A 22,130-nucleotide genomic window follows, 5' to 3' on the forward strand; every position below is an offset into this window, starting at 1 on the left:
GCTTTTTCGGGGGAATTCATGACGGTCATCGTGGTGGCGAATCCGAAGGGCGGCGTGGGGAAGAGCACGCTGTCCACCAATCTGGCCGGCTATTTCGCGGCGCAGGGCGCGTGGGTCGCGCTGGCCGACCTGGACCGGCAGCAGTCCGCGCATGCGTGGCTCGACCTGCGGCCGGCCGGCTTGCCGACGATCGAGGCGTGGGATCTCGATCCGGACGCGCCGTCGAAGCCGCCGCGCGGCCTCGAATATGCGGTGATCGATACGCCGGCCGGCCTGCACGGCACGCGGCTCAACGTCGCGCTGCAACTGGCCGACAAGGTGATCGTGCCGCTGCAGCCGTCGATGTTCGATATTCTCGCGACCCAGCAGTTTCTGGAGCGCCTCGCGGGCGAGAAGGCCGTGCGCAAGGGCGGCGTCGAGGTCGGGATCGTCGGGATGCGGGTCGACGCCCGCACGCGCTCGTCCGATCAACTGCACCGGTTCGTCGAAGGGCTCGGCCTGCCGGTGCTCGGCTACGTGCGCGACACGCAGAACTACGTGCAGATCGCCGCGCACGGCCTGACGCTGTGGGATGTCGCGAAAAGCCGCGTCGAGAAGGATCTCGAACAGTGGCGGCCGATCGTCGAATGGGCCGAGCGCCGCATGCCGAAGGCCGAGAAGGCCGCGAAAGCGTCCTGACCCGCTCGCGCGCGGGCCGCGCCGCAGACGGCGAGCGCGGCGGATTCCGTCAAACGGACAAAGGGCCTGATCCGGCATCGCGCCGAATCAGGCCCTCCGTACGTATGTGGCGGCTCGGTGTCGGCCGCCGGGCGCCCGCCGCATCGCGGCGACACCCGGCGTGTCACGACACGCCGGCGGCCGCGCGGATCAGCTCCAGCTCTGCGTCGGCACGTGGTCCCGATGGCCCTTGATCCGGTTGCCGTCGTCGATGAACACGAGCTTCGGCTTCCAGCCGGCCTGCAGTTCGGCTTCGTCGACCATCGCGAACGCCGCGATGATCACGAGGTCGCCGAGCTGCGCGCGGCGCGCGGCCGAGCCGTTCAGCGAGATCATCCCGCTGCCGCGCTCGCCCTTGATCGCGTACGTCGAGAAGCGTTCGCCGTTGTTGATGTTCCAGATGTCGATCCGTTCGTTTTCGATCAGGCCCGCCGCTTCGAGCAGGTCTTCGTCGATCGCGCACGAACCTTCGTAATGCAGTTCGCAGTGCGTGACCGCCGCACGGTGGATCTTCGATTTGAGCATGTGGCGCTGCATGGTGTCTCCGGTGAGGCGTCGTGAGAGGCGCGGGCGGGCCGCCCGTCAGATTTCCAGGTTGTCGATGAGGCGCGTCGCGCCGAGCTTCGCGGCCGCGAGCACGACGAGCGGCTCGCCGGCTTCGAGTTCGGCGGCGCTCGGTGCGATCAGGTTCGCGCGGCGGCGGATCGCGATGTAGTCGGGCAGCCAGCCGCGTTCGGCCAGGTGCGTGTGCGCGTGCCGCTCGAGCTTGCCGAGATCGCGTTCGCCGCCGAGCACGCTGTCGCGCACGCGCTGCAGCGTTTTCGCCAGTTCGGGCGCTTCCTTGCGCTCGTCGATCGTCAGGTAGCGGTTGCGCGACGACAGCGCAAGGCCGTCGTCGTCGCGCACGGTTTCGGCCGCAATGATGTCGACCGGCAGCGCGAGCTGCTGGCACATCCGGCGCACGATCATCAACTGCTGGTAGTCCTTCTTGCCGAACACGGCGACGCGCGGCTGCACGCAGGACATCAGCTTCGTGACCACCGTGCACACGCCGGCGAAGAAGCCCGGACGGAATTCGCCTTCGAGAATCCCGCCGAGATCGTCCGGCGGCAACACGCGGTATTCCTGCGGCTCGGGGTACATGTCGCGCTCGGTCGGCGCGAACAGCACGTACACGTTTTCCTGCTGCAGCTTCTCGATATCGTCCTGGAGCGTGCGCGGATACTTGTCGAAATCCTCGTTCGGGCCGAATTGCAGCCGGTTGACGAAGATGCTCGCCACGACCGGGTCGCCGTGCTGGCGCGCGAGACGCATCAGCGACAGGTGCCCTTCGTGCAGGTTGCCCATCGTCGGCACGAACGCCGTGCGGTTCTGTCCGCGCAGCTGGTCGCGCAGTTCCTGGATCGAGCTGATGACTTTCATGATCGGGTAACGGGTTCCTCGCGCAGGCGCGCGTTGACGCCGCGGCAGCGGCGTCGGGGTCGAAGCGGAGAACGCCGGCGCGCGGGCGGCGCATCGGGCGTCGGCGGATTGTAGAGGATTTGGCCGCGGCACGCACCGATAAAAGAACGATCGTTCACTTTTTATCGGGGTGTGCCAAACACCCGCCGGACGGTCGCCCGCCGCGGCGCAGCGGCGAGCGTCGGAACGAACCGGGAACGGGAAGCGGCGGGGGGGGCGGCCCTTACGCAGGCAGGTACGCGAGGCGCACGTAGATCGGCGCGAACGGCTCGGCCTGCGTGATCTCGAGCAGCGATTCGCGCGCGAGTTCGAGCATCGCGATGAAGTTCACGACGACGACCGGCACGCCGCGCGACGTGTCGAACAGGTCGGCAAACTCCATGAAGCGCGCGTTCTGCAGCCGGCGCAGGATCAGGCTCATGTGTTCGCGCACCGACAACTCCTCGCGGGAGATCTTGTGATGCTGGACGAGCTTCGCGCGCTTGAGCACGTCCGCCCACGCGGCGCGCAGATCGTCCGAATTCACGTCGGGAAAGCGCGGCGTGACGCTTTGCTCGATATATACCTCGGCGCGCAGGAAATCGCGGCCGAGTTGCGGCAACTGGTCGAGCCGCTGCGCGGCGAGCTTCATCTGCTCGTACTCGAGCAGCCGGCGCACGAGTTCGGCGCGCGGATCCTCGGCTTCCTCGCCGGTGTCGGCCTTCTTGACCGGCAGCAGCATCCGCGACTTGATTTCGATCAGCATCGCGGCCATCAGCAGGTATTCGGCCGCCAGCTCGAGATTCGACGTGCGGATCTGGTCGACGTAGCCCAGATACTGCGCGGTGACCTGCGCCATCGGGATGTCGAGCACGTTGAAGTTCTGCTTGCGGATCAGGTACAGCAGCAGGTCGAGCGGGCCTTCGAACGTCTCGAGGAACACTTCGAGCGCGTCGGGCGGGATGTAGAGATCCTGCGGCAGCTTGAAGAGCGGCTCGCCGTACAGGCGAGCGAAGGCCGCGACACCGTCGACCGTGTCGGGCGTCGAATCGGCGCCCGCGGGCGCGGCGATCGCGTCGTCCTGCCGGGCGGCGCTGGCCTCGTCGGCGGCGCTCACGTCGTCAGAAGTTCTGGTAGTAGACGTACGGCGTTTGCTTCACGCGCGATTCCTGCTGCTCGGCGCGCTCGTCGAGATCGATCGGCTGCTTGTCCCACAACAGGGAACGGCCCTTGCGTTGCTCTTCCTCGAGCGTCGGCTTCTGCTGCTTGAGCTGGTTCAGGAACTGCGTGACGTCGGACTGGTACGGCATGGCTGGATCTTCCGTTTCGGGCGGCGCACGATGCGCCGGATTCGCGATGGCGGGATTTTACCGCATCGCGGGGAACAGCCGGCGCCAATCGCGCGTCGAAACCGCGGGCGGTGCCGGCGAGCATTGGGCGGCAGCCCTCTCGGGCGCTGGCATTCTTTCACAATCGTTTGGCTGCGACGCCCGCGCCCTGTGGTCAAATACAGGGTTTTCCACGAAACCGTAACGATCCAGGACGGCGAGGTCATATTTGGCGGGGCAGTCGAACCAGCAAGCACACACGGCGCATGACGCGGGCCCGCGCGCGGCACGCGATCGCGCCGGCGCCGCGGCCCGCGTCGCGCGGGCGGCCCTCGCGGGTTGCCTGGCCGCGTGCTTCGCGCTGCCGGCCCATGCGAAGTACGACGTCGACATCGACGCGCCGCGCTCGATCCGCAAGCTCCTCAAGACCCATCTCGATATCGCCCGCTTCGCCAAGCGCGACGACATCAGCGACGACCAGTTCGACTTCCTCGTGACCGCCACGCCGCAGCAGGTGCGCGACCTGGCCGCGACGGCCGGCTATTTCTCGCCGGTCGTGCGTACCGACGTGCGCACCCGCGACGGCAAGCGCGACGTGCGCATCGCGGTCGACCCGGGGAAGCAGACCGTCGTGTCGACGGTCGACCTGGCGTTCAAGGGGCCCGTCGAAACGGAGGATCCGGTGCAGGAGACGGCCACCCGTTTCGCGTTCTCGATGAAGCCGGGCGACCCGTTCACGCAGTCCGACTGGGACGACGCGAAGAATGCGGCGCTCCGGCAATTGCAGGCGCGCCGCTATCTCGGCGCGAAGATCGCGTCGTCCGAGGCGCGCATCGATCCGCGCACGCGGCGCGCGACGCTCGCGGTCACGTTCGACAGCGGCCCGACGTTCACGATCGGCAAGGTCGACGTCGACGGCGTGCGCCGTTATCCGGAAAAGATCGTCACGAACGTCAATCCGCTGTCGGAAGGCGAGATCTACGACGTGCGGCGGATCAACGAATTGCAGCGGCAGTTGCAGAACACGCCGTACTACGCGAGCGTCGCGATCGACGTCGGCGACGATACGTCGAAGCCCGAGCGCACGCCCGTGCACGTGAAGGTCAGCGAGTTCCCGTACAACAACATCCGCGGCGGCGTCGGCTTCGCCACCGATACGGGGCCGCACGTGCAAGGCTCCTATACGTATCTCGACACCTTCGGCGCCGCGTGGCCGCTGACCGTGTCGGGCCGGCTCGACCAGATTCAGCAGTACGGGCAGGTCCAGCTGTCGATGCCGCCGGGCGAGAAGGGCTGGACCAACAGCGTGCTCGCGTCGTACACGAACACCAACGTGTCCGACACGCGTATCTACAGCGCGCGGGTCGGCGTGCAGCGCACGCGCACCGGCCAGTTCATCGACTATTCGTATTCGCTGATGTATTACCAGGACCGGCTCGACCAGAACGGCGCGGGGCCGACCACGAGCCGCGCACTCGTGCCGCAATGGGCGTGGACCCGCCGCAACGTCGACGATCCGCTGTTTCCGCGCTCGGGCAACCTGATTCACGCGGAGGCCGGCTTCGCGGTCAAGGGCGCGCTGGCCGACGAAACCTTCATCCGCGGCTATGCGCGCGGGCAGCAGTACCTGCCGATCGGCAAGCGCGACCTGTTCGTGTTCCGCGCGGAGCTCGGCGGCGTGTTTACCAGCGGCAGCTCGACCGGCGTGCCGGCGTCGCTGCTGTTCCGCGCCGGCGGCTCGAATTCGGTGCGCGGCTACGGCTACCAGAGCATCGGCAACAGCGTCGACGGCTCCGTTCTGCCGACCAAGTACCTGGTGACGGGCACGGCCGAATACCAGCACTGGTTCAACCGCGACTGGGGCGCCGCGACGTTCTTCGACATCGGCACCGCGACCGATGCGTGGGGCGAGCGCGTGTTTTACCCGGGCGTGGGCGTCGGTGCGCGCTGGCGCAGCCCGGTCGGCCCGATCAACGTCGACGTCGCGTACGGGTTGCGCAACCACAGCGTGCGCCCGTATTTGACGCTCGGCATCGCTTTCTGAACCCGCCGTCCTATTGACGACGACCCGCACGACGAACCGCATGACGAAGGACCCGAACGACACGCCGCCGCCTCACGATCCGGATTCGCCCGACGGCGCGCCCGACACGCCGCCGCGCGCGCCGCGCCGCTGCCGCGCGTGGCGTGTCGTCGCGTGGACGCTCGCGACGGTCGTGCTGCTCGTCGTGCTGGCGGCGGGGCTCGTGCTGGGCGCGGTGACGACCGAACGCGGGACGCGGCTCGCGTGGCAGGCGGCCGGCAAGGTGCTCGGCGCGCGGCTCGCGGGCACGCTCGAAGGGGGCTCGCTCGCGACCGGCGTGCGCCTGCGCGGGTTCGCGTGGATCAGCCCCGACGGCACCGGCACCGAGGTTCGCATCGACCGGCTCGATGGCCGCTGGACACTGACGCGCGCGCCGTGGCGGCTGTCCGTCGCGTATCTGCGCGCCGGCACGATCGACGTGCGGATCGCGCCGGGGCCGTCGACGCCGAGTACGATGCCGCAGGACCTGAGCCTGCCGCTGCAGGTGCGGATCGACGACCTGCGCGTCGACCGCCTCGCCATTCACGAAGGCGGTTCGACGACGCAGCTCGACCATCTCGCGCTGAACGGCCGCAGCGACGGCCGTCACCATGAACTCGTGCTCGACGGCGTCGACACGCCGTACGGCGCGCTGACCGCGCGTGCGAAGCTCGACGGCGTGAAGCCGTTCGCGCTGACGGGCGAAGCCACCTATGCAGGCAAGCTGTCCGACGAAGCGGTCGACGCGCGGGCCCGCGTGTCGGGCTCGCTCGAGGCGCTCGTCGCCGAGGTCGATGCGAGCGGGATGAAGCTGAACGGGCGCGCGCACGTCGAGGCCGCGCCGTTCGGCGCCGTGCCGCTCACGCGCGCGACGCTCGCGTTCGATCACGTGAACCCGCAGGCGCTTTCGCCCGGCGCTCCGGCGGCCGATCTCGCGGTGCGCGCGGAACTCGCACCGGTGACCGCGCCAGCAGGTTCGTCTCCGGCGAAAGGGTTCGCGGTGACGGGCCCGGTGTCGATCGTCAATGCGAAGCCGGGCACGCTCGGCGATCATCTGCTGCCGCTGATCGACGCGCATGCGACCGTGCATCTCGACGCGCACGCGCAACGGATCGACGGCCTCGCGCTGAAGCTGATCCGCGACGGCAGCGTGACGGGCGGCGGCACGCTCGCGGGCGGCAAGGGCCGCTTCGACCTGAAGGTCGCGAACCTCGACCTGAACGCGTTCGTCGCCGAACTGCGACCGATGCGCCTCGGCGGCCCGCTCGGCGTCACGCTTGCGGGCGACGTGACGACCGTCGATTTCGACCTGAACGACCCGAAGCTCGCGCTCGGCGCGCGCGCCAAGGTCGCGCTGACGCAGAAGCAGACCGTGCTGACCGACACGCGCGTGACTGCGGCCAAGGGGCGCATCGACCTGACCGGCGTATTCCGCCACGACGCGCATTCGAGCTACGACGCGAAGGCGACGCTCACCGCCTTCGATCCGCTGCTGCTCGCCGCGACGGGCGCACCGAAGGCGGGCGGCGGCAAGGCGTCGGCCAAGCGCGGCGAGACGCGCGTGTCGGGCACGCTGACGGCGTCGGGCGCGTTCGCGCCGCAGGTCTCGACGAAGGCGACCTTCAAGCTCGCCGACAGCCTGTACGACGGCGTGCCGCTGACCGGCGCCGGCGTCGTGCAGCTCGCCGGCTCGCGGATCCTGCCGAGCAACGCGACCCTGTCGATCGCCGGCAACCACGTCGACCTGCGCGGCAGCTTCGGCGCGCCCGGCGACCGGCTGCGCTTCGTCGTCGACGCGCCGCAGCTCGACCGGCTCGGCTTCGGCGTCGAAGGGCTCGTGCAGGCGCAGGGCGACCTGACCGGCAGTTTCGCGCATCCGAACGTGACGGCCACCTACAAGGCCGAGCACGTCGTCGTCGGTTCGAACCGGATCGGCACCGCGCAGGGCCGCGCGGACATCCGCGACGGAGCACACGGCGCACTCGTGTTCACGGCCGACGCGGCCGACATCGCGCTCGGCTCGTTCAAGCTGAAGTCGTTGCGCGCGAACCTCGACGGCACGCGCGCGAAGCACACGCTCGACGCAGCGGCGCTCGGGGTGGCCGGCGGCCGCGTGATCGACCTGACGCTCGCGGCGAACGGCGGCGTGGTCGAGAACCGCGACGGCATGCGCTGGGACGGCACCGTCACGCGTCTCGCGAATCGCGGCACGCCGGCGCTCGCGCTGCAGGCGCCGCTGACGATCTCGGCCGGCGCCGGGCGCGTGACGCTCGGCGCGACGCGGCTCACGCTCGAAGGCGCGGCGATCGACCTGAAATCGTTCGTGTTCGATCGCGGCCAGATGCGCTCGGCGGGCGCCGTGACCGGTGCGTCGGTCGCGCGTTTCCTCGAGGTTCGCCAGGCGCTGACCGGCCAGCGGCCGCCGGTGCGGACCGACGTCGTGCTCGATGCCGACTGGGACTTCTCGCTCGGCGCGAACGCGACGGGGTACGTGCAGGCGAAGCGCCGCGGCGGCGACGTGACGATCGAGACCGGGCGCGGCATCGCGTCGCTCGGCCTGACCGATCTGTCCGCACGCGCGAGCTTCGCGCCCGGCAACCGGCTCAACGTGACGGCGCTCGCGAAGGCGAGCCGGATCGGCACGCTCGACGCGAACGTCGCGGTGCCGTTCGCGCTGCGCGACGGCGTGTTCGGCATCGTCGACGACGGTCCGCTGTCGGGCCGCATCGACGCCGACATCCCCGCGCTGAAGACCACCGGCAACCTGTTCGGGCCGAGCTACCTGCTCGGTGGGCGTGCGGCGCTGAAGCTGACGGTCTCCGGCACGCCGGTGAAACCGAACCTGTCGGGGACGCTGACGGGCGACGATCTTTCCGCGACGCTCATCGACCAAGGCGTGCAGCTGAAGGACGGCATCGTTCGCGTGAAGCTGTCGGACAACCTCGTCGAATTCGAGCAGGTCGAATTTCACGGCGGCGACGGCACGCTGCGCGCGCTCGGCCGCGTGCGCCTCGACGGCGAGGCGCCCGACCTGACCGCCAGCATCGTCGCGGACAAGCTCGAACTGTTCGCGGCGCCGGACCGCAAGCTGTCGCTGTCGGGCAAGGCCACCGTCGCGAACGACGGGCCGCGCGGCGCGCTGTCGATCGACGGCAAGTTCGTGGTCGACCGCGCGCTGTTCGACCTGCCCGAGCAATCGGCGCCGCACCTGTCCGACGACGTCGTGATCGTGCAGCCGGACGGCACGGTACGCGGCGAGACGCCGACCGGCACCGCGGCCGCGAAGCCGAAGCCGGTCGAAAACAAGCCGGCGCCGTCGCTGGCGCCGCGCGCGAACATCGACGTCGGTCTCGGCAACAACTTCCGCTTCAAGGGCCACGGCGCGGATCTCGGGCTGCGCGGCACGATCACCGTGATGAGCGCGCCGGGCGTGCCGCTGCGAGCGGTCGGCAACGTGCGCGTGACCGAAGGCTCGACGTACACGACGTTCGGCCGCAAGCTCGCGGTCGAGAACGGCTTCTTCACGTTCAACGGCCCCGTGTCGAACCCGGGCGTCAACATCCTCGCGATGCGGCGTAACCAGGAGGTCGAGGCCGGCGTGCAGGTGACGGGCACGATCCAGTCGCCGACGGCCAAGCTGGTGTCGGAGCCGAACGTCACGGACAACGAAAAGCTGTCGTGGCTGCTGTTCGGGCACGGCACCGATCAGGGCAACAACGTCGGCCAGCAGGGGGCGATGACGGCCGCGCTCGGGCTGCTTGGCAGCGTGACCGGCAAGCGCGTCGCGCAGACCTTCGGACTCGACGAGGTGTCGGTCGGCCGCAGCGAAGTCGGCCTGACCGATCCGCAGGTCGTGCTGGTGTCGAAGGCGATCAACGAGCGGTTCGTGCTCGGCTTCGAGCAGGGGCTGCAATCGGCGAGCAACGCGTTCAAGGCGACGATCAACCTGACGCGCTTCTGGTCGGTGTCCGCGTACGGCGGCACGTTCCAGGGCGTCGATCTGAACTACACGCGGCGCTTCGATCGCTGGTTCGGGCAGCGCTGAGCGCGGGCGCGGCGTACCGGGCGGCAATGAAAAAGCCCCGCACGATTCGACATCGTGCGGGGCTTTTTTGCGCAGGCAGCAGCGCGTTCGGCTTACTTCACGCGCATGCCGGGCTTCGCGCCGCTGTGCGGTTCGAGGATGTAGAGGCCCGGTTCCGCCTTTTCGTCGGCGGCCGACGCGGCGAGCACCATCCCTTCGGACAGGCCGAACTTCATCTTGCGCGGCGCGAGGTTCGCGACCATCACCGTCAGCTTGCCGACGAGCTGCTCCGGCTGGTACGCGGACTTGATGCCCGAGAACACGTTGCGGGTCTTTTCCTCGCCGACGTCGAGCGTGAGCTGCAGCAGCTTGTCCGAGCCTTCGACGGCCTGGCACGCGACGATCTTCGCGATGCGCAGGTCGATCTTCGCGAAATCGTCGATCGAGATCGGCGCGTCGTCGGCACCGTTCGCGGCGGCCGGCTTCGCGTCGGCATTGCGCTTCGCATTCTTCGCGGCGTTCGCGCTCGCGGCGGCTGCACCCGTCGCTTCGGCCTGCAGCGAATCGCGGTTCGCGGCGAGCAGCGCTTCGATCTGCTTCGCATCGACGCGCGTCATCAGGTGCTGGTACGCCTTGATCGGCTGCGCCGACGACAGCGGCTTCGCGGCATCGGCCCACACGAGCGGCGGGATCCCGAAGAACGCCTCGACCGCTTCGGCGACGCGCGGGATCACCGGCTTCAGCGCGAGCGACAGCAGGCGGAAGGCTTCGAGGCTCACGCTGCAGGTTTCGTGCAGCGCGACCGCGTTGGCCGGATCCTTTGCGAGATCCCATGGCTTCGCGCCGTCGACGTACGCGTTCACTTCGTCCGCGAGCTCCATCGTGTGGCGCAGCGCGCGGCCGTATTCGCGTGCTTCGTAGTTCGCGGCGATCTGCGCAATCGCATCGCGCAGCTTCGCGACGAGCGGATGATTCATCGCGCTGTCCTGCACGCGGCCGTCGAAACGCTTGATCAGGAAGCCTGCCGCGCGACTCGCGATGTTCACGTACTTGCCGACGAGATCGCTGTTCACGCGCGCCTGGAAGTCGTCGAGGTTCAGGTCGATGTCTTCCATCGTCGCGTTCAGCTTCGCGGCGAAGTAGTAGCGCAGCCACTCGGGGTTCAGGCCCGTGTCGATGTAGCTCCGCGCGGTGATGAACGTGCCGCGCGATTTCGACATCTTCGCGCCGTCGACCGTCAGGAAGCCGTGCGCGAACACGTTGGTCGGCGTGCGGTGGCCCGAGAACTCGAGCATCGCCGGCCAGAACAGCGTGTGGAAGTACAGGATGTCCTTGCCGATGAAGTGATACTGCTCGGCCTTCGAGCCCGGGCGGATCCACGCATCGAAATCGATGCCGTTGCGGTCGCACAGATTCTTGAAGCTCGCGTAGTAGCCGACCGGCGCGTCGAGCCACACGTAGAAATACTTGCCGGGCGCGCCGGGGATCTCGAAGCCGAAGTACGGCGCGTCGCGCGAGATGTCCCAGTCGGCGAGCTTGGCTTCGCCGGCATCGCCGAGCCATTCGCGCATCTTGTTGGTCGCTTCGGGCTGCGCGAGGCCGCTCACCCATTCACGCAGGAACGATTCACAACGCGGGTCGGACAGGCGGAAGAAGTAGTGCTTCGAGGTCTTGCGCACCGGCGTCGCGCCCGACACGACCGAATACGGGTTCAGCAGTTCGGTCGGCAGGTAGGTCGAGCCGCACACCTCGCAGCTGTCGCCGTACTGGTCCTTCGCGTGGCACTTCGGGCACTCGCCCTTGATGAAGCGGTCCGGCAGGAACATTTCCTTGACCGGATCGTACGCTTGCTCGATTTCGCGTTCGGCGATCAGGCCGGCTTCCTGCAGCGCCAGATAGATCTTCTCGCTCAGCACGCGGTTCTCGTCCGAATCGGTCGAGTAGAAGTTGTCGAACGACACGCCGAAGCTGTCGAAGTCGCGCTTGTGCTCGGTCCACACGCGGTCGATCAGCTGCTTCGGCGTCAGGCCTTCCTGCTCCGCGCGCAGCATGATCGGCGTGCCGTGCGTATCGTCGGCGCCGATGTAGTAGACCTCGTGGCCATGCATTCGCAGCGCCCGCACCCAGATGTCGGTCTGGATGTACTCGACCAGGTGGCCGATGTGGATCTGCCCGTTGGCATAGGGCAGTGCGGACGTAACGAGGATCTGGCGGCCACCTTGCGGCGCCGCAGCCTGCACGGAAGTGAGGTCGGATGCGGACATAGGGTCTGGAGAAGAACAGCGGGAAAAACGACGGGAAACCGCGATTCTAGCAGGGGGACGGGCCGGCGCGGCGGGCACGCGCCGCGGACCGGGCGGCGAAAGGGGCGCGGCCGCGCATGCGGCGCGCCCGACAGCGTCGTGCTGCATTGCAGCACGAATTTCGCGGGCAAAAAAAACCGGGGCGGATACGGCCCCGGAGCAACAACGACAAGAGGAGAATGGTGACGCGCCGGCAACACCAGCCGCGTACCGTAAATACTGACCACGGCCTGCGACAGAAGTTCGAAAAATTTTTCGATTTGTTACCGGCCCCGCCGAACGCCTTGTGAGGCGGGGCTGTGCGGGCAGGGCGCCCGCACGTTTCCTCTCGTGGTCGCGCTTACTGATGCTGTTGCGGCGCGCGCAGGTAGATCTCGACGCGGCGGTTTTGTGCGCGGCCGGCTTCGGTCGCGTTGTCCGCGATCGGGTTCGATGCGCCCATGCCTTGCGCCGACAGACGGCCGCCGTTCACGCCGCGCTGCACGAGCGCGTTCACGACGCTTTGCGCGCGGTTCTGCGACAGCGTCTGGTTCAACTGCGCCGAGCCCGTGCTGTCCGTGTAGCCGACGATCGACGCCGTCACTTGCGGGTTCTGGTTCAGCGTCGTCGCCAGGTCGTTCAGCAGCGGCGTGAACGCCGGCGTGATCGCGTACTGGTTCGTCGCGAACGTGACCGAGCTCGGCACGTTCAGCTTCAGCGAGCCGTCCGGCTGTTCGGTGACCTGCGTACCCGTCTGCGCTGCCGACGGCGCGAGCTTGTTCTTGATCGCTTGCCAGTTGTAACCCGTCACGCCGCCGACCAGTGCACCGACGCCCGCGCCGATCGCCGCGCCCTTGCCGCCGCCGGCCAGTGCGCCGATCCCTGCGCCCAGCGCCGCACCCGTGCCGGTGCCGACGGCCGTATTGTTGCCCTGCTGCGTGGCGCAGCCTGCCAGCAGCGCGCCGGCGAGTGCGAAGACGGACAGGCGAGTCGCGATTTTCATGTTCATGTTGGATTCCTCTCTTGGTTGAACGAGTCGACAACGACGACAAACAACAGCTACGGCTCCCTGCGCGGGCCCGCCGAAAAAGGAAGGCCGGCCTGCGCTCGCGGCAGCCGCCGAGGCGGTCGCATGCCCTGTCCGTCAGCGTGGCTGTTCGGACAGTGCGACGCGTCAGCCTCTACAATATAGGCGTAAGCGGCCGATTTGGCCCTATAGCGTGCCGCACGCGAAGAGTGCGCCGGGTCGCGCGTTCGCGCAATGGCGTGCAACAGATTCTTTCACTTTTCCCGATTTTCGCAGCGTAATTTGATATTTTTTGACGTTTGCGCGCGCGAAAAACGTTTTCACGGAGTTTCGATGAGCATTGACCGGGCACAAGTCGACGCCGCACTGGCGGCAGTCGTCGACCCCAATACCGGCCGCCCGTACGCGGCGAACAAGGGCGTGCGCAACGTCGCGATCGACGGCGATGTCGTGGCGCTCGACGTGGTGCTCGGTTATCCGGCGCGCAGCCAGCACGACGACGTGCGCGCACGCGTCGCCGCGGCGCTGCAGGCCGTGCCGGGCGTGCGCGACGCGCGCGTCGCCGTGTCGCAGGAGATCGTCGCGCATACGGTGCAGCGCGGCGTGAAGTTGTTGCCGAACGTGAAGAACATCGTCGCGGTCGCGTCGGGCAAGGGCGGCGTCGGCAAGAGCACGACGGCCGTGAACCTCGCGCTCGCGCTCGCCGCAGAAGGCGCGGCGGTCGGCATCCTCGACGCCGACATCTACGGCCCGTCGCTGCCGACGATGCTCGGCATCCACGGCCAGCGCCCCGAGTCGCCGGACAACCAGTCGATGAACCCGCTCGTCGGCCATGGGCTGCAGGCGAACTCGATCGGCTTCCTGATCGAGGAAGACAACCCGATGGTGTGGCGCGGCCCGATGGCGACGTCCGCACTCGAGCAACTGCTGCGCCAGACCAACTGGCGCGAGCTCGACTACCTGATCGTCGACATGCCGCCCGGTACGGGCGACATCCAGCTCACGCTCGCGCAGCGCGTGCCCGTCACCGGCGCGGTGATCGTCACCACGCCGCAGGACATCGCGCTGCTCGACGCGAAGAAGGGGCTGAAGATGTTCGAGAAGGTCGGGATTCCGATCCTCGGCATCGTCGAGAACATGAGCATCCACATCTGCTCGAACTGCGGCCACGAGGAGCACATCTTCGGCGCGGGCGGCGCGGAGCGGATGGCGAAGGATTACGGCGTGAACGTGCTGGGCAGCCTGCCGCTCGACATCGCGATTCGCGAGCGTGCCGACAGCGGCGCGCCGACGGTTGCGGCCGAGCCGGACGGCGCGCTGGCGCGGCGCTACCGCGATATCGCGCGCGGCGTCGCGCTGGCGATCGCCGAGCGATCGCGCGACATGACGTCGAAGTTCCCGTCGATCGTTGTTCAAAATACGTAAAACCCTTGCGGGGCGGGGCCTCACGCTGTTTACGGCGCCGCGAGGCGCGGTATCATGGCGACTTTTCCCGGGTCCCTTTACCCACCCGGCGCGGCCGTCGTCTCACACGGCCGCCAGCCGGTATGAGGATCGAATGAAACAACGACATCACGGCGTGCGCGCCGGCCGCGCGCGGCGCGCGCTGCTGGCCGCCGCCGCGCTGGGCCTGCTGGCCGGCTGTACCTCCTTTTCCTCGTCGCACGAAAAACGGGCCGACGCGCAACTGCAGCCGACGGTCGGCTCGCAGGCGCGCGGCGCGGTGACGTTCGTCGAGCGCCCGGACGGCGTGCAGGTCACCTACAACCTGGTCGGCCTGCCGCCGAACAGCGATCACGCGCTGCAGGTGCACGAACGCGGCGACTGCAACGCGGGCGACGGCTCGAGCGCCGGCCAGGTGTTCGCGCCGGCCGCCGACCGGCTGCGCGCGGGTGCGCGCGTCGCCGGCGATCTCGGCAACATCCATGCGGATGCGAACGGCGTCGCGGCCGGCTTCATCGTCGCGCCCGACCTGGCCCTCGATGGCGTGCGCTCGGCGATGAACCGCGCGGCGCTGGTGCACCGCGACTCGAGCGACCCGGCGTTTCCGCAGCATGGCGCGGGGCCCGCGCTGGCTTGCGGGGTGATCCGTTGACGGCCGCCGCATGCGCGGGCCGACGATCGCGTAAAATGTGCGCCTTTCCCGGCCGCCGCCTGGCGCGAGCGGCCCTTCCCGACTGTCACGCAGCGTTTCCTGGCGCCCCGATATGAAACGACCCCAACGCTCACTTCGTTCGCTCGGGGGGATGCAGTCCCCCCGTTCCCGCCATGCGCGGAGGCCGGCATGAGCATCAAGTCCGACAAATGGATTCGGCGCATGGCCGAAGAGCACAAGATGATCGAGCCGTTCGTGCCCGATCAGGTCCGCGCGTCCGAGGACGGCCGCCGGATCGTCAGCTACGGCACGTCGAGCTACGGCTACGATATCCGCTGCGCGGACGAATTCAAGATCTTCACGAACATCAACTCGACGATCGTCGATCCGAAGAACTTCGACGAGGGTTCGTTTGTCGATTTCAAGGGCGACGTGTGCATCATCCCGCCGAATTCGTTCGCGCTGGCCCGCACCGTCGAATATTTCCGCATCCCGCGCACCGTGCTGACGGTCTGCCTCGGCAAGTCGACCTACGCGCGCTGCGGGATCATCGTCAACGTGACGCCGTTCGAACCCGAGTGGGAAGGCTACGTCACGCTGGAATTCTCGAATACCACGCCGCTGCCCGCGAAGATCTACGCGAACGAAGGCGTCGCGCAGGTCTTGTTCTTCGAGAGCGACGAAGTGTGCGACGTGTCGTACGCCGATCGCGGCGGCAAGTATCAGGGTCAGCGCGGTGTCACGCTGCCGAAAACCTGATCTGGTTGCATAACGTCTCACCAGTTTCCGGGTGACCGCTGCGCGTGACGCGCCGCGGTCGTTCTTTTTGGAGAATCGCCCATGAAGTTTCGTTTTCCCGTCGTCATCATCGACGAAGATTTCCGCTCCGAGAACATCTCGGGCTCCGGCATCCGGGCGTTGGCCGAAGCGATCGAGAAGGAGGGCGTCGAAGTCCTCGGCCTCACGAGCTACGGCGATCTGACGTCGTTCGCGCAGCAATCGAGCCGCGCGTCGTGCTTCATCCTGTCGATCGACGACGACGAACTCATGCTCGGCGAAACCGGGCCGGACGGCGAGCTGCCCGAGCTCGCGACCGCGATCATCGAGCTGCGCGCGTTCGTCACCGAAGTGCGCCGCCGCAACGCGGACATCCCGATCTTCCTGTACGGCGAGACGCGCACGTCGCGGCATCTGCCGAACGACATCCTGCGCGAGCTGCACGGCTTCATCCACATGTTCGAGGACACGCCGGAGTTCGTCGCGCGCCACATCATCCGCGAAGCGAAGGTCTATCTCGATTCGCTCGCGCCGCCGTTCTTCAAGGAGCTCGTCAAGTACGCGGACGAAGGCTCGTACTCGTGGCACTGCCCCGGTCACTCGGGCGGCGTCGCGTTCCTGAAGAACCCGCTCGGCCAGATGTTCCACCAGTTCTTCGGCGAGAACATGCTGCGCGCGGACGTCTGCAACGCGGTGGACGAACTCGGCCAGCTGCTCGATCACACGGGCCCGGTCGCGGCGTCCGAGCGCAACGCGGCGCGCATCTTCAGCGCGGATCACCTGTTCTTCGTGACCAACGGCACGTCGACGTCGAACAAGATCGTCTGGCACGCGACGGTCGCGCCCGGCGACATCGTGCTGGTCGACCGCAACTGCCACAAGTCGATCCTGCACGCGATCACGATGACGGGTGCGATCCCGGTGTTCCTCACGCCGACGCGCAACCATTTCGGCATCATCGGGCCGATCCCGCGCGACGAGTTCAAGCCGGAGAACATCCGCAAGAAGATCGAGGCGAACCCGTTCGCGCGCGAGGCGATGCGCCAGAACCCGGACATGAAGCCGCGGATCCTGACGATCACGCAGAGCACGTACGACGGCGTCGTCTACAACGTCGAGATGATCAAGGACCTGCTCGGCGACCTGCTCGACACGCTGCACTTCGACGAAGCGTGGCTGCCGCACGCGACGTTCCACGATTTCTACCGCGACATGCACGCGATCGGCGACGGGCGGCCGCGCACGGGCGCACTCGTGTTCGCGACGCACTCGACGCACAAGCTGCTCGCCGGTATCTCGCAGGCCTCGCAGATCGTCGTGCAGGATTCGGAGAACCGCACGTTCGACAAGCACCGCTTCAACGAGGCGTACCTGATGCACACGTCGACGAGCCCGCAGTACGCGATCATCGCGTCGTGCGACGTCGCGGCCGCGATGATGGAGCCGCCGGGCGGCACCGCGCTCGTCGAGGAATCGATCGCCGAGGCGATCGACTTCCGCCGCGCGATGCGCAAGGTCGACGCCGAATACGGCGACGACTGGTTCTTCAGCGTGTGGGGGCCGGACAACCTGTCCGAGGAAGGCATCGGTTCGCGCGAAGACTGGATGCTGAAGCCGAACGACCACTGGCACGGCTTCGGCCCGCTCGCGGAAGGCTTCAACATGCTCGACCCGATCAAGGCGACGATCATCACGCCGGGGCTCGACGTCGACGGTGAGTTCGGCGAGACCGGCATTCCAGCCGCGATCGTCACGAAGTATCTGGCCGAGCACGGGATCATCGTCGAGAAGACGGGCCTGTATTCGTTCTTCATCATGTTCACGATCGGCATCACGAAGGGCCGCTGGAACTCGATGGTGACCGAGCTGCAGCAGTTCAAGGACGATTACGACAACAACCAGCCGCTGTGGCGCGTGCTGCCGGAATTCGTCGCGCAGCATCCGCGCTACGAGCGCGTCGGCCTGCGCGACCTGTGCACGCAGATCCACGACGTGTACCGCGCGAACGACATCGCCCGTCTGACGACCGAGATGTACCTGTCGGACATGGAGCCGGCGATGAAGCCGTCGGACGCGTTCGCGAAGCTCGCGCACCGCAAGATCGACCGCGTGCCGCTCGACGAGCTCGAAGGCCGCGTGACGAGCATCCTGCTCACGCCGTACCCGCCGGGCATTCCGCTGCTGATCCCGGGCGAGCGCTTCAACAAGACGATCGTGAACTACCTGCGGTTCGCGCGCGACTTCAACGAGCGTTTCCCGGGCTTCCACACCGACATCCACGGCCTCGTCGCGGAAGAGGTGAACGGCCGCGTCGAGTACTTCGTCGACTGCGTGCGCGACTGATGGCGACGCACGGACGATTCCGGACGATGCGCGCGGCGCTGGCCGCGCTCGTCGTCTGGGCGGCAGGATTGACGGGGCTCGCAGGCGCGGGTGCCGTTCACGCGGAAGTCGCGGCGGCCGACCCGATCGACGTCGCGATGCGGCAATGTCTCGCGCGGCGCGACCGGTCGTCGCCGGCCGGCCAGATCCAGTGCATGGGCGAAGCGCAGCAGCAGTGGCAGGCAGTGATGGACGGCGCGTACCAGCGCCTGTCGAAGGATGCGCCGGCCGACGCGAAGCGCGGCTGGCAGGAGAGCCAGCGCCGCTGGCTCACGTGGCGCAAGGACGAAGTGCAACTGCTGAAGGCCGTGTACGACACGACGCGCGGCACCGCGTATGCGATGTCGAGCGCCGACCTGCAACTGCAGCCGGTGCGCGATCGCGCGCTGGCGCTGCGCGGGGCGGCCGATCGCTATGCACCGCCGCCCGCCGCCGTGCCGGTCGCGGCGACGAGCGGTGCGCAGGGCGGTGCGGCTGCGGCTGCACCGGCCGGCGCCAAGCCGGCGAACGCGCCGCGCGATCCGGCGATCCGCCGCGTGCGGCCGTGCGCGCAGGACGCCGCGTGCGAACACGCGCTGTTCGACCTGAACCGCTATTACCAGAAGCTGCGCCGCAAGATGCCCGCGCATTCGGCCGCGACGCTCGTGCGCGCGCAGCGCGCGTGGGTGGCGTTCCGCGATGCGACGGCGCCGCTCGTCGGCGAGGACGGCCGCGTCGACCTGATCGGTGCGCGCATCGCGACGATGAAGCGGCTGTCGGAGACGGCCGGCAATCGGTAGGAATCGCGGCGAGGCCGATGATCCGGCTCGGCAACGCAAAACGGGCACCCTCGGGTGCCCGTTGGCATTGGCGGGCCGTGTGCGCCGCTTACGCGCTCTGCTGCGTGTCCAGCCGGCCGAACCACGTCGGCACGAGCGAGACCGCGTCGTCGAGCGACGCGAGCACGTGCAGGCTCAGCGCGACGATGTCGGGCGTCGGCGCCTTCAGGTCGGGCACGGTGACGACCGCGGCGCCCGCGCCGGCGGCCGACAGCGCGCCGAAGTCGCTGTCCTCGAACGCGACACACGCGTGGGCCGGCACGCCGAGGCGCTCGGCCGCGAGCCGGTAGACGGCCGGGTCGGGCTTGCCGCGCGCGACTTCGTCGCCGCCCGCGATCGCGCGGAAGAACGGCAGCACGCCGACGGCGTCGAGCCGCGCGCGGATCACGTCGCGCGCGGATGACGACGCGACCGCGCACGGAATGCCGGCCTGCGCGAGTGTGTCGAGCAGCGCAAGCGCGCCCGACTTCAGCGGAAACTTCGGATGGGGTTCGGGTGCGGCGAGTTGCTCGCGCACGCGGATGCGCACCGCGTCGAACGTGTCGGGGTCGCCGATCAGTCGCGCGAGGATCACCTGGCCTTCGGCGAACGAGCGGCCGACGATCTGCAGATAATCGATCTCGGTCAGCGCGACGCCGTGCGCGTTCGACACGTCGATCCACGTGTTCATGATGGTCCGCTCGGAATCGACGAGCAGGCCGTCCATGTCGAAGAGCGCGGCGGAAAAGGTCATCGGGGCATCCGTGAAGCGGGGGAGGCGGCGGGCGGCGCGTCGGCCGCCCGAATGAAAAACGGACGCCGAAGGCGTCCGTCGGAGACTGCGGGTCGTTACTTGCCCAGCGCGGCGCGGGCAGCGTTGACGGCCGCACGCACCTGGTCGGGCGCGGTGCCGCCCGGATGGTTGCGGCTCGCGACCGACCCTTCGAGCGTCAGGTAGCCGAACACGTCGTCGCCGATCAGGTGCGCGACGTTCGGCAGTTCCCGCTTCATCTCGTCGAGCGTCAGGTCGGCGAGGTCGATGCCGCGGTCGTCGCAGATCTTGACCGCGTGTGCGACGGCTTCGTGCGCGTCGCGGAACGGCAGGCCGCGCTTCACGAGGTAGTCGGCGAGGTCGGTGGCGGTCGAGAAGCCCTGCAGCGCGGCCGCGCGCATCGCGTCCGGCTTCACGGTGATGCCCGCGACCATCTCGGCGAAGATCCGCAGCGTGTCGGCGACCGTGTCGACCGTGTCGAACAGCGGTTCCTTGTCTTCCTGGTTGTCCTTGTTGTAGGCGAGCGGCTGGCCCTTCATCAGCGTGAGCAGCGCCATCAGGTGGCCGTTCACGCGGCCGGTCTTGCCGCGCGCGAGTTCCGGCACGTCGGGGTTCTTCTTCTGCGGCATGATCGAGCTGCCGGTGCAGAAGCGGTCGGCGATGTCGATGAAGCCGACGCGCGGGCTCATCCACAGCACGAGCTCTTCGGAGAAGCGCGACACGTGCGTCATCACGAGCGCGGCCGCCGCGGTGAATTCGATCGCGAAGTCGCGATCCGACACCGCGTCGAGCGAGTTCGCGCAGATGCCGTCGAAGCCGAGCGTCTTCGCGACCGCGTGACGGTCGATCGGGTAGCTGGTGCCCGCGAGCGCGGCCGCGCCGAGCGGCAGGCGGTTCACGCGGGTGCGGCAGTCGCGCATGCGTTCCGCGTCGCGCGTGAACATCTCGACGTACGCGAGCAGGTGATGGCCGAATGTGACCGGCTGCGCGACCTGCAGATGCGTGAAGCCCGGCATGATCGTGTCGGCGTTCTGTTCCGCGAGGTCGATCAGTGCGCCGCGCAGGTCGTTCAGCAGGCCGCCGATGCGGTCGATCTCGCCGCGCAGCCACAGGCGGATGTCGGTCGCGACCTGGTCGTTGCGCGAGCGGCCCGTGTGCAGGCGCTTGCCGGCATCGCCGATCAGCGCGGTCAGGCGCGCCTCGATGTTCAGGTGGACGTCTTCCAGGTCGAGCTGCCATTCGAATTCGCCGCGCTCGATTTCGCCCTTGATCTGCGCCATCCCGCGTTCGATCGCGGCCAGGTCGTCGGCGCTGATGATCTTCTGCGCAGCGAGCATGTTCGCGTGCGCGAGCGAGCCGGCGATGTCGACGAGCGCGAGGCGCTTGTCGAAAAACACCGACGACGTGTAGCGCTTGACCAGCTCCGACATCGGTTCCGAGAAGCGGGCCGACCAGGCCTCGCCCTTTTTGTGCAGTTGGGACGTCATGGCGATTCTTCGAAGGGGAGTTGGGCGGCGTGCGCCGCCGAGGGAATCCCGCGATTCTAACATTCGCGGGCCGGCCCACCGGCCTTTGCCGGCGCGGCCTGTGCTCAGTCGCGTACCAGCACGACGAGCTTCAGGTCCTCGCGGTGCGCGGGCTTCAGCGTGATCTGCTGGTACACGAGGCGGCCGTCGGCCGGGTGGTCGAATTCGCGCAGCCCGCCTTCGCGCTCGAACACGTCCTGGGATGCCCAGTACTGCGCGAACGCGTCGCTGCCGGCCGTCAGCGCGTCGATCAGCGCGCGCGTCGGCGCATCGGTCAGGTGGCGGATCGCATCGGCGCGGAATTCGGCCGCGAGCCGCCGCGCGCGGGTTTCCCAGTCGACGATCAGCGTGCGGGCGTCCGGCGACATGAACGTGAAGCGCAGCAGGTTGCGGTCGTGCTCGCCGTCGAGCCAGCCGGAAAAGAGCGCGGCGGCCGGCGCATTCCACGCGAGCGCGTTCCATTGGCGGTCGAGCACGTAGGCGGGCGTCGCGATCGCCGCGACGGTCGCGGCGAGCGTCGGCGGCAGGTCGCCGCCCGCGACATCGGGCTCGGCTGGGTCGCGCTGCGCGGCCAGCTCGAACAGGTACGCGCGCTCGGCCTTCGACAGTTGCAGCGCGACGGCGATCCGGGCGAGCGCGTCGGCCGACGCCGACACGGGCCGGCCCTGTTCGATCCACGTGTACCAGGTCGGGCTGACGCCGCACAGTTGCGCGACTTCCTCGCGCCGCAGCCCCGGCGTGCGGCGGCGCGGGCCGGGCGGCAGGCCGACGGCCTGCGGCGACAGCCGCTCGCGATGGGCGCGGATGAATTCGCCGAGCGCGCGAGCGGGCGTGGCGTCGAGCGGCGGGACGGGAGCGGAGGACGGCTGGTTCATGCGGAAACGGCGAAATGGAGACGAAG

Annotated in this window: 17 protein-coding genes; 8 read left to right on the forward strand and 9 right to left on the reverse strand. The window is 68.4% G+C overall.

Annotated elements, in window-relative coordinates; genetic code table 11:
- The first annotated feature begins 18 nt into the window (after window positions 1–18).
- Complete coding sequence (locus WS61_RS26250) at window positions 19–678, forward strand: ParA family protein (protein WP_059504812.1); 660 nt, start codon at window positions 19–21, stop codon at window positions 676–678.
- Window positions 679–867: 189 nt separating this feature from the next.
- On the opposite strand, the gene panD is transcribed toward WS61_RS26250, so the two are convergent.
- The 4 genes from panD to WS61_RS26270 form a co-directional block, all read right to left on the reverse strand.
- Window positions 868–1,254, reverse strand: coding sequence for an aspartate 1-decarboxylase (gene panD, locus WS61_RS26255; RefSeq protein WP_059504814.1), 387 nt, complete (start codon window positions 1,252–1,254; stop codon window positions 868–870).
- Window positions 1,255–1,299: 45 nt separating this feature from the next.
- Window positions 1,300–2,139 carry a pantoate--beta-alanine ligase gene (gene panC, locus WS61_RS26260; protein WP_059504816.1) on the reverse strand — a complete coding sequence of 280 codons (840 nt, stop codon included), beginning with the start codon at window positions 2,137–2,139 and terminating at the stop codon, window positions 1,300–1,302.
- A gap of 262 nt (window positions 2,140–2,401) precedes the next feature.
- Window positions 2,402–3,274 carry a ScpA family protein gene (locus tag WS61_RS26265; RefSeq protein WP_012329011.1) on the reverse strand — a complete coding sequence of 291 codons (873 nt, stop codon included), beginning with the start codon at window positions 3,272–3,274 and terminating at the stop codon, window positions 2,402–2,404.
- Between the two features lie 4 nt (window positions 3,275–3,278).
- Entirely contained in the window at window positions 3,279–3,467 is a 189-nt protein-coding gene (locus WS61_RS26270) for a DUF3460 family protein (protein ID WP_009692996.1), read from the reverse strand.
- A gap of 247 nt (window positions 3,468–3,714) precedes the next feature.
- Between WS61_RS26270 and WS61_RS26275 the strand changes: the two genes are divergently transcribed.
- Together WS61_RS26275 and WS61_RS26280 are read left to right on the forward strand one after the other, a co-directional pair.
- Window positions 3,715–5,529, forward strand: coding sequence for an autotransporter assembly complex family protein (locus tag WS61_RS26275; protein ID WP_059504818.1), 1,815 nt, complete (start codon window positions 3,715–3,717; stop codon window positions 5,527–5,529).
- Between the two features lie 40 nt (window positions 5,530–5,569).
- Window positions 5,570–9,592 carry a translocation/assembly module TamB domain-containing protein gene (locus WS61_RS26280; RefSeq protein ID WP_059504889.1) on the forward strand — a complete coding sequence of 1,341 codons (4,023 nt, stop codon included), beginning with the start codon at window positions 5,570–5,572 and terminating at the stop codon, window positions 9,590–9,592.
- Between the two features lie 92 nt (window positions 9,593–9,684).
- Here WS61_RS26280 and metG read toward each other — a convergent pair whose 3' ends face one another.
- Both metG and WS61_RS26290 read right to left on the reverse strand, forming a co-directional pair.
- Window positions 9,685–11,835: a methionine--tRNA ligase gene (gene metG, locus WS61_RS26285; protein WP_059504820.1), complete on the reverse strand. Its 2,151-nt coding sequence runs from the start codon at window positions 11,833–11,835 to the stop codon at window positions 9,685–9,687.
- Window positions 11,836–12,214: 379 nt separating this feature from the next.
- Window positions 12,215–12,862 (reverse strand): OmpA family protein, encoded by a 648-nt coding sequence (locus WS61_RS26290; protein WP_006485420.1) that lies wholly within the window; start codon window positions 12,860–12,862, stop codon window positions 12,215–12,217.
- Between the two features lie 351 nt (window positions 12,863–13,213).
- On the opposite strand from WS61_RS26290, the gene apbC reads away from it, so the two are divergent.
- The 5 genes from apbC (at window position 13,214) to WS61_RS26315 (ending at window position 18,913) form a co-directional block, all read left to right on the forward strand.
- Entirely contained in the window at window positions 13,214–14,305 is a 1,092-nt protein-coding gene (gene apbC / locus WS61_RS26295) for an iron-sulfur cluster carrier protein ApbC (protein ID WP_059504822.1), read from the forward strand.
- Window positions 14,306–14,438: 133 nt separating this feature from the next.
- Entirely contained in the window at window positions 14,439–14,975 is a 537-nt protein-coding gene (gene sodC / locus WS61_RS26300) for a superoxide dismutase [Cu-Zn] (protein WP_034208121.1), read from the forward strand.
- 189 nt (window positions 14,976–15,164) lie between these two features.
- Window positions 15,165–15,734, forward strand: coding sequence for a dCTP deaminase (gene dcd / locus WS61_RS26305; RefSeq protein WP_006398615.1), 570 nt, complete (start codon window positions 15,165–15,167; stop codon window positions 15,732–15,734).
- A gap of 81 nt (window positions 15,735–15,815) precedes the next feature.
- The gene (locus tag WS61_RS26310) at window positions 15,816–18,095 is read left to right on the forward strand and encodes an arginine/lysine/ornithine decarboxylase (protein ID WP_059504824.1); all 2,280 of its coding nucleotides are present in this window, start codon (window positions 15,816–15,818) and stop codon (window positions 18,093–18,095) included.
- On the forward strand, window positions 18,095–18,913 hold the full coding sequence (locus WS61_RS26315; protein ID WP_059504826.1) for a lysozyme inhibitor LprI family protein: 819 nt from the start codon (window positions 18,095–18,097) through the stop codon (window positions 18,911–18,913). The genes WS61_RS26310 and WS61_RS26315 overlap by 1 nt, the downstream gene beginning before the upstream one ends.
- 88 nt (window positions 18,914–19,001) lie before the next feature.
- Here the strand turns inward: WS61_RS26315 and WS61_RS26320 are convergent, their stop codons facing one another.
- The 3 genes from WS61_RS26320 to WS61_RS26330 all read right to left on the reverse strand — a co-directional run bounded on the left by WS61_RS26320 (window position 19,002) and on the right by WS61_RS26330 (window position 22,104).
- Window positions 19,002–19,685: an HAD family phosphatase gene (locus WS61_RS26320; protein ID WP_059504827.1), complete on the reverse strand. Its 684-nt coding sequence runs from the start codon at window positions 19,683–19,685 to the stop codon at window positions 19,002–19,004.
- 95 nt (window positions 19,686–19,780) lie between these two features.
- Entirely contained in the window at window positions 19,781–21,190 is a 1,410-nt protein-coding gene (argH, locus tag WS61_RS26325; protein WP_059504829.1) for an argininosuccinate lyase, read from the reverse strand.
- 104 nt (window positions 21,191–21,294) lie between these two features.
- Window positions 21,295–22,104 (reverse strand): helix-turn-helix transcriptional regulator, encoded by an 810-nt coding sequence (locus tag WS61_RS26330; RefSeq protein WP_059504830.1) that lies wholly within the window; start codon window positions 22,102–22,104, stop codon window positions 21,295–21,297.
- Window positions 22,105–22,130 lie beyond the last annotated feature (26 nt).

The sequence above is a fragment of the Burkholderia sp. ABCPW 11 genome (assembly GCF_001523445.1).
Lineage (GTDB): Bacteria > Pseudomonadota > Gammaproteobacteria > Burkholderiales > Burkholderiaceae > Burkholderia.